Annotated in this window: 6 protein-coding genes and 1 pseudogene; 3 read left to right on the forward strand and 4 right to left on the reverse strand. The window is 73.2% G+C overall.

The genetic code is table 11. The annotated features are described in order from the left end of the window. The 4 genes and pseudogenes from ABT085_RS41365 to ABT085_RS41380 all read right to left on the reverse strand — a co-directional run. Positions 1–668 (reverse strand): annotated as a pseudogene (locus ABT085_RS41365) (hypothetical protein); the annotation flags it as partial. Next, positions 665–2,422 carry a DUF3492 domain-containing protein gene (locus tag ABT085_RS41370; RefSeq protein WP_351620740.1) on the reverse strand — a complete coding sequence of 586 codons (1,758 nt, stop codon included), beginning with the start codon at positions 2,420–2,422 and terminating at the stop codon, positions 665–667. The pseudogene ABT085_RS41365 and the gene ABT085_RS41370, both read right to left, overlap by 4 nt. Positions 2,423–2,766: 344 nt before the next feature. Continuing rightward, a complete protein-coding gene (locus ABT085_RS41375; RefSeq protein WP_502982946.1) occupies positions 2,767–4,212 on the reverse strand; it encodes a DUF3152 domain-containing protein in 1,446 nt (481 codons plus the stop codon). An 8-nt stretch (positions 4,213–4,220) separates the two neighbouring features. Further along, positions 4,221–5,246, reverse strand: coding sequence for an alpha/beta fold hydrolase (locus ABT085_RS41380; protein WP_351620743.1), 1,026 nt, complete (start codon positions 5,244–5,246; stop codon positions 4,221–4,223). Between the two features lie 370 nt (positions 5,247–5,616). Here ABT085_RS41380 and ABT085_RS41385 point away from each other — a divergent pair, with 370 nt between their 5' ends. The 3 genes from ABT085_RS41385 to ABT085_RS41395 all read left to right on the forward strand — a co-directional run bounded on the left by ABT085_RS41385 (position 5,617) and on the right by ABT085_RS41395 (position 7,144). Further along, entirely contained in the window at positions 5,617–5,850 is a 234-nt protein-coding gene (locus ABT085_RS41385; RefSeq protein ID WP_351620745.1) for an Rv3202a family protein, read from the forward strand. A gap of 278 nt (positions 5,851–6,128) precedes the next feature. Beyond that, positions 6,129–6,770, forward strand: coding sequence for a TetR/AcrR family transcriptional regulator (locus tag ABT085_RS41390; RefSeq protein WP_351620748.1), 642 nt, complete (start codon positions 6,129–6,131; stop codon positions 6,768–6,770). Positions 6,771–6,916: 146 nt separating this feature from the next. Further along, positions 6,917–7,144, forward strand: a complete 228-nt coding sequence (locus tag ABT085_RS41395) for a DUF3107 domain-containing protein (protein WP_123762915.1) — start codon at positions 6,917–6,919, stop codon at positions 7,142–7,144. Positions 7,145–7,205 lie beyond the last annotated feature (61 nt).

Raw genomic sequence — 7,205 nt, forward strand, 5'->3', positions numbered from 1 at the left:
AGGATGCCCACGGCGGCCGTGATCAGCCGGGGTTGTCCGCCGGTGAGGCGCAGACCGGCCACCGTGGCGGCGCACAGGGCTCCCGGCAGCAGCGCGAGCAGGACCCAGTCCGCGCGGGGCCGGGTGGCCGCGGCGGTGAGCGGACGCGGCGGCTCCTCGTCGGTGCGGGGAACCCGGGCGTACATCTCCTCGGCGAGGGAGAAGACGTCCCGGTGACGGAAGCGGGCGGCGGTCCGGTCGGTGACGCCGTGCGCCTCAAGACCGGCCGCGATCTCCAGCGGGTCCACGGCCCGTTCGCACAGGTCGCGGTGACGGTGCATCAGGGCCTTGACGGGGTCGGCCGCGCCACGGCGGGGACCGGCCGACTCGGTCAAGGCGCTCATGCCGACCGTGACTCCGCCGGAGCGTCCACCGCCACCCGGTACGCCGTCGGCCGGCCCGCCGCCACCCGGCAGGCCCTCGACCGGTCCGCCGCCGCCCGGCCGGCCGCCCGACCAGCCGACCGGTACGCCTTCGACCGGTACGGCGTCGGCCAGTACGTCACGGGCGAGTACGTCACCGACCTGCACGGTGGAGTCGGGCGCCTCGGCGGGCGTTCCGGCGGCGGCCGCCGTGCTCGTCCCGTCCGGTGTTCCGGAGCGGCCGTCCGGTCGCGTCGGCCCGTTCATCGCGCCTCCTCCGTCGTGGCCGGGCCGGCCACCGGGGCCGTCGGCCGCACCGGCGTTCCCACGGCCCAGCCGGGACCGCCCCGCGCGGCGATGCGCGAGGCCCGTCCCGTCCAGCGGCCGGGCAGCCGGGCCTCGGCGGGGACGGCGAACGGCAGCGGCTCCCCGGTGCGGTCGAGGGCGGCCCGGTCGACCGGGGAGCGCGAGAGGATCTCCAGGTAGATGCCGTGGAACGCCTTGACGTTCTGCTCGACGGTGAACAGTTCGAGCGCCCGCGCGCGGGCCGCCGCGCCCAGGCGTGCACGGCGCTCGGGGTCGCGTAACAGGGTCACGCACGCCTCGGCGAGCGCCCGCGGATTGCGCGGGGGTACGACGAGCCCGGTGCCGCCGATGACCTCCACCACCGCGCCGACGTCGGTGGAGACCGTGGCGCGGCCGCAGAGCATGGCCTCGACGAGACCGACGGGGAAGCCCTCGACGACGCTCGACAGAACGGTCACCCCGCCGGCCGCGTACGCCTCCGCGACGGTGGGCGTCTCCGGGCCGCCGATCTCCTCGAAGGAGACCGGGTTGTCGCCCATGGCGTACGGGCCCTCCGCCTCGTCGGGGAAGAGCTGCGCGGCCAGCATCCGGCAGTGCCCCAGATAGGCCTCGCCCTCAGGCCCGACGGCCGCCGCGACGATGCGCAGCCGGGTCTTCGGCGCCTCCTTGCGGACCTCGGCGAAGGCGTGCAGCAGGGAGACCAGGTCCTTGGCCGGTTCGACGCGGCCGACCCACACCAGCGTGTCCGGGTCGGCGCAGTCGGGCGCCTCGCCCACCTCCGCGAAGCGCGAGGCGTCCATGCCCGGGTAGACGGTGCGCAGCTTGTCCCGGTCGGCGCCGCAGCGCTCCTGCCAGCGGCGGGCGTGCGCGTTGCCGGGGGTGACACAGGCGGCCTGCCGGTAGACCTCGGTGGCGAGCATGCCGTGGAAGGCGGCGAGCAGGGACCGTACGCAGGGCACGGTCGTGGCGGTCGGGCCCGCGCCGGAGGCCAGATAGTGCGTGCGCAGCCGGACGCCGTACTCGGTGACCAGCAGCGGCATGCCGAAGAAGTGCCGGGCGGCCAGTCCGACCAGGGCCGCGGCTCCGCCGGAGGCGGCGTGGCACAGATCGGCCGAGCCGAGTGCGTCGTCCCCGTACCAGTCGAGCGAGAGGGGGCGCAGCGCGTGTTCGAGGCGCGCGGCGACGGCGAGCAGATCGGGTACCCGCGCCTCGCGCGCCGGGCGTGCGGCACCGGGCGCTCGGCAGGCGCGCTCCAGGGCGCGTACGGCGCGCTCGGAGCGGAGCGCCCCCGGCAGTCCGCCCTCGTCGCGGGCGAGTTCGGCAAGTCCGTACAGCGCCCTGCTGAAACGGTCCGCCTCAAGGGCGCGGATCTCCCCGGAACGGTGGGGGAGGTTCTCCGACGGCTGCCGGGTGCCCTCCGGCACGCCCGCGCACAGGGCGGCCGCGAGTTCCCCGAAGTACTCGTCGAAGCGCCGGCGCGCACGGCGCCCGTACCCCGCCCCGTCGCCTCCCGCCGTCCACAACGGCGCCGTACGCACCCGGTCGACCTGCGGGGGGAGCTCGACCCAGCCCTCGTTCACCTGGTGCTCGCCGCGGCTGAGCGCGTAGAGGTCGAACTCGTGCTGCCGGAGCCCGCGTACGAGCCGGTCGCACCAGAGACTGGCGTCACCGCTCAGATACGGATAGCCACCCTCCGTAAGCAGTCCGATGCGCACGAGTGCACCCCCGATCTCCCGTATGGGGAGCCGCCGTTGACTCGACGGCTCGCAGCGGGAAGAACGTAAGCGGACAAGGCGGTGGCGTGATGGACGGTTGTCCGTCGCGCCACCAAAAGGGGTGAACGGTCGTAACTTTCCCGTGCGGGTCGCGTTCCGTCGCGCTAAGAGTTCATTCGGACGCGTGACGTCACATATGGACGGGTCCCCGTGGCGCGGGTCGGCCGCGAGCGCCCCCGCGAAGGAGCGTGGGAGGCAGGGTCCTGGAGGGCCGTACGTGCAGCCCGGCCCGCCCCCGGAAGGCGTCCGTCACCCGTTGGGTCAGTCGGCGGGTCAGCCGTACGTCAGCCGTTGGGATAGGCCCAGGGGTTGGGCTTGCACGTGATGCCGTCGTGGTCGAGGAACTTGGTCTGCTGCTGCATGACCGGGGCGAGCTCGCCGTCCTTGCCGCACTTCACATGGCTGTAGCCGAGGCGGTGGCCGACCTCGTGGTTGATCAGCATCTGGCGGTAGGGGTGGATCGCGTCACCGTAGGTCTTCGAACCCTGCGCCCAGCGATAGGCGTTGATCATCACGCGTTCCGTGGAGGCCGAGTCGCACGAGACGTTGTCCTCGGTGGTGTCCAGGCCGGACTTGGCGCACCAGACGGCGGTGGTGCCGGGGCTGGCGAGGGTGATGACGAAGTCGGGCTTGCCCGAGTCGATCCGTTCGAAGGTGCGGGCGCCGTCGTGGGCCCAGCTCCGGTCGTCGTTGAGGGTCTTCTGCACGGCCTGCGCGAAGAGTTCGCCGTCGAGACCGAGCCCCTGTTCCACGTCGACGCGGTAGGTGTACTTCCTGCCCTTGCCCGGCGCCTTGTCGACCCCGGGGACCGTTTCGAACTTCCCCGAGCCCTTGAGCGTGGCGCTCAGGGGGTACTTCTGGGCCATCTTCTGCGCGTACGTCAGCGGCACCACCGGGGGTGACGCGACGTCGTCGGGCACCGCGGAAGGCGCGGAGCCGCCTGCCGGGCCGGTGAGGGACTGCGACCGTACGGCGCTGTCGTCGTCCTGGTGGCCGGTGACCTGGCCGGCCACGACGACGGCCAGCACGGTGGTGACGGCGGCGGCCGCTATGCCGGCGAAGGCCCGGCCCTTGACCCGGCCCTCCCGCGTGGGCTCACCCGACGGCGGCGCGTCGTCGTCCGCCACGTCACCGACGGTCCCGGCGCCCGTGCCGACACCGGTGACGGCACCGCCGCCCGTGGCGGTCCGCAGGGTGCCACCGGCCCGGCCGGCACCGCGGACGTACGGATCCGTGGCGAGCGCGGAGGCGGTGGCGCGGGGCGCGAAGACGTCGTCCTCGGTGAAGGCGTCGAGGTACTCCTGCCGCGGGCCCGATGTGGCCGACCGGCGCTGCCGCGGGATGGAGGGACCCTGCCCGCCGCCCCCGGGGCCGTTGCCGGGCCGGTCGGCCGCCGAGCCCCTCGGCGCACCCCAGCCACCGCCGGATTCACGCTGCTCGGGATGACCGCCCCGAACCCTCGGCACACCGTGCGCGGGAGTGCCGTCGGGCAGCCGGGGCATGCCGTGCGCGGGAGTGCCGTCCGGCAGCCGCGGGATGCCGTGAGCGGGCGTACCGTCAGCCGGACGCGGCATCGGGCGCGCGGGCGTGGCCCCGGTCCCCGTCGCCGCGGGCGGCATCCGGTCGCCTGTGCCCCCGGCGCCCCGTGCGCCGCCGGTGTTCCCGGCTCCCCCGGCATCCGTCCTGCCCGCGCCCTTCGGCGCGGGACCGCGGCGGCTGTGGCGTCCCACGTAGCCTCTCAGCTCCCGGTATTGGTTCGTCGGACGGGCCCGGCATCGCCGTCGGAGACGATCAGGCCTGTGGTCCCGGAGCGTTCCGCATGGGTCAGAAGTTCCTGGAACGCCGTGGCAACCGTACCGGGGTACTCCATCATCGCCACATGCCCGGCGTTCGGCAGGGTCAGCAGTCGGGAGTCGCGGAACGCTTGCGACGCCCGCTGGGCCATGCGGAAGCCGACGAGCTGGTCGCGGCCGCCGTAGACGAGAAGGGTGGGCGCGAGGACCCGCTCGGCCTGGCGCCACAGCCCGTGCTGACCGCCCAGCGTGTACGCGTTGACCAGCCCGCGCGCGGACCGGCTCATCGCGTCCCAGAAGTACGGCAGCCGCAGCCGCCGCTCCAGTTCCTCCACCGCGTGGTCGAAGGCCTCCGGGGCCACCCGGCCGGGGTCCCCGTAGCAGAGCGCCATGACGCCCCGTACCCGCTGCTCCGCCGTCCACTCCCTGGTGAACCGGGTGAACAGCGCCGCCACGCCGGGGAAGCCCAGCAGTCCGGTCGGCAGTGCGGTGCGCTGCACCCGCAGCTCGGGCAGCGCGGGCGAGACGAGCGTGAGCGTCCGGACGAGGTCGGGCCGCACCGCGGCCACGCGCGTGGAGACCGCGCCGCCGAGCGAGTTGCCGAAGAGGTGCACGGGCCCGCGCCCGGACGCGTCGAGGTAACGGATGACCGCGCGCGCGTGCCCCGTGACGGAGTAGTCGCCGTCGTCCGGTGGCGGGGAGTCACCGAAGCCGGGCAGGTCGACCGCCTCGCTCTCCACCACCCCGTCGAGCAGGGCCATCAGCGAGGACCAGTTCTGGGAGGAGCCGCCGAGGCCGTGGACGAACAGCGCGGGCGCCAGCCCCACGCGCCCCGGCGGCCTCGACCGCACCGACAGGGTGACCCCGGGCAGCCCTACCGACCTGAGCCGTTCGCCGTCCGCGACCCTGACGGCGATGGCTTCCGGAAGCAGGTCGGTGGGGGGCACTGACGGCAGCTCGGTCGACGACATGCGGGCAATGTTACGAGACGATCACGCAGGGACTGCTGCGTTCCCCCCTGTGTTCGCCGTCACAGGCCGCGCACGGGTCACGGGCATATCGCGCACGGCTCTCGGGTGGACATGCACGGGTCGCAAGTGGACACACGCGGGTCGCAAGTGGACACACGCGGGTCGCAAGTGGACGGCCCACAGCTCGCAGCGGGACGTACAGGGGTCGTCACACGGGTCGCGGGTGGACGGCGCGCAGGTCGCAGGCGGACGACACGCAGGTCGCGCGCGGATCGCATGGCGTCCGGATCGGGTGTCTCCTAGGCTCGGGGAGAGGGCACCCGCTACAGCCCCTGCTCATTACGGGGACGTTCGAGGAAGGGAGCCCATCATGGCCGTTGAACCCACCGACCCCGAGGTGTTCGAGGAGCTCGACGCGTTCGGGGCCGGTGATCCGCGGGAGATCGACGTCGAGGCACCGGAGAACGACGCGGCGGAACAGGCCGAGGTTCTCGCCCCGGACCGCGACGACCCTCTGGACGAGGTGGATCCTGCGCGTGCGAACGAGGCCGACCAGGTCGAACAAGCGCGCGTGGTGGCGCTGGACGAGGACGACTACCGCTGACCCCGGCGGCACCCGGCGGAACGAGGAAGCGCACGAGGACGCAGCGAGGAGGCTCCCCGGACAGCACCTTTCGAGACCGCGAGAACCCTTGTCGGACAACGCGCTGAGCAGGACCGGACCTCCGGCCCGCCCGGCATGCGCGTGTTCACCCCATTGCACACCGTTTTCATCGGCGTCCGGTCCGTGAAATTCTCCGCTCGCACCGCGCACACCAGGGTTACCGAAAAGTACGATGGCGGCGCGGCGCACACCGCAAGTGGACGACTTTGGGAGGCGGCGTGACAGCCATCGAGCAAACTGAGGCAGCACGCCCACGTGGCACCCGCCTGCCGCGCCGAGCTCGACGGAACCAGCTGCTGGGCGCCGCCCAGGAGGTCTTCGTCGCGCAGGGGTATCACGCGGCGGCGATGGACGACATCGCCGAGCGCGCCGGCGTCAGCAAGCCCGTGCTGTACCAGCACTTCCCGGGCAAGCTCGACCTCTACCTCGCCCTGCTGGACCAGCACTGCGAGTCGCTGATCCAGGCGGTACGGGCCGCGCTGGCGTCGACGACCGACAACAAGCAGCGCGTCCGGGCGACGATGGACGCCTACTTCGCGTACGTCGAGGACGACGGCGGCGCCTTCCGGCTGGTCTTCGAGTCGGACCTGACCAACGAGCCCGCCGTGCGCGAGCGCGTCGACAAGGTCACCACCGAGTGCGCCGAGGCGATCTGCGAGGTCATCGCCGAGGACACCGGGCTCTCGCGCGCCGAGTCGATGCTGCTGGCCTCCGGTCTGGGCGGGCTCGCCCAGGTGGTGGCGCGCTCCTGGCTGCACAGCGACCGCAGCGTCCCGCGCGACCAGGCGGTCCAGCTGCTGGCGTCGCTGGCCTGGCGGGGCATCGCCGGCTTCCCGCTGCACGGCAACGAGCACCACTGACGGGCACCCGGTGCGGGTTTGTTCCCGGTCGGTGTTCGCTCCTGGCGTTGCCGACCGGAGCGTGTTCGTCCCCTCACCGGGCTAATGTTTGCTGCGTACGGCGCGGAATGGTCGCGCACTTCACTGACCGTCGGAGGGACATAGCCGTGGAGGTCAAGATCGGCGTGCAGCACGCGCCCCGCGAGATCGTTCTGGAGAGCGGTCAGAGTGCCGAGGACGTCGAGCGGGCGGTGGCCGAGGCACTGGCCGGCAAGTCTCAGCTGCTGAGCCTCGTGGACGAGCACGGCCGCAAGGTCCTCGTCCCGGCGGACCGTCTCGCCTACGTCGAGCTCGGCGAGCCGGCCCCGCGCAAGGTGGGCTTCGGCGCGCTGTAGTACGCGCCCGCGCCGCACTCGGCGCTCGTGGACACGATGAGGGGGCCCGGCGACATCATGT

Origin of the sequence: Streptomyces sp. NPDC002265 (genome assembly GCF_040296125.1) — a bacterium.
Taxonomy (GTDB): domain Bacteria; phylum Actinomycetota; class Actinomycetes; order Streptomycetales; family Streptomycetaceae; genus Streptomyces.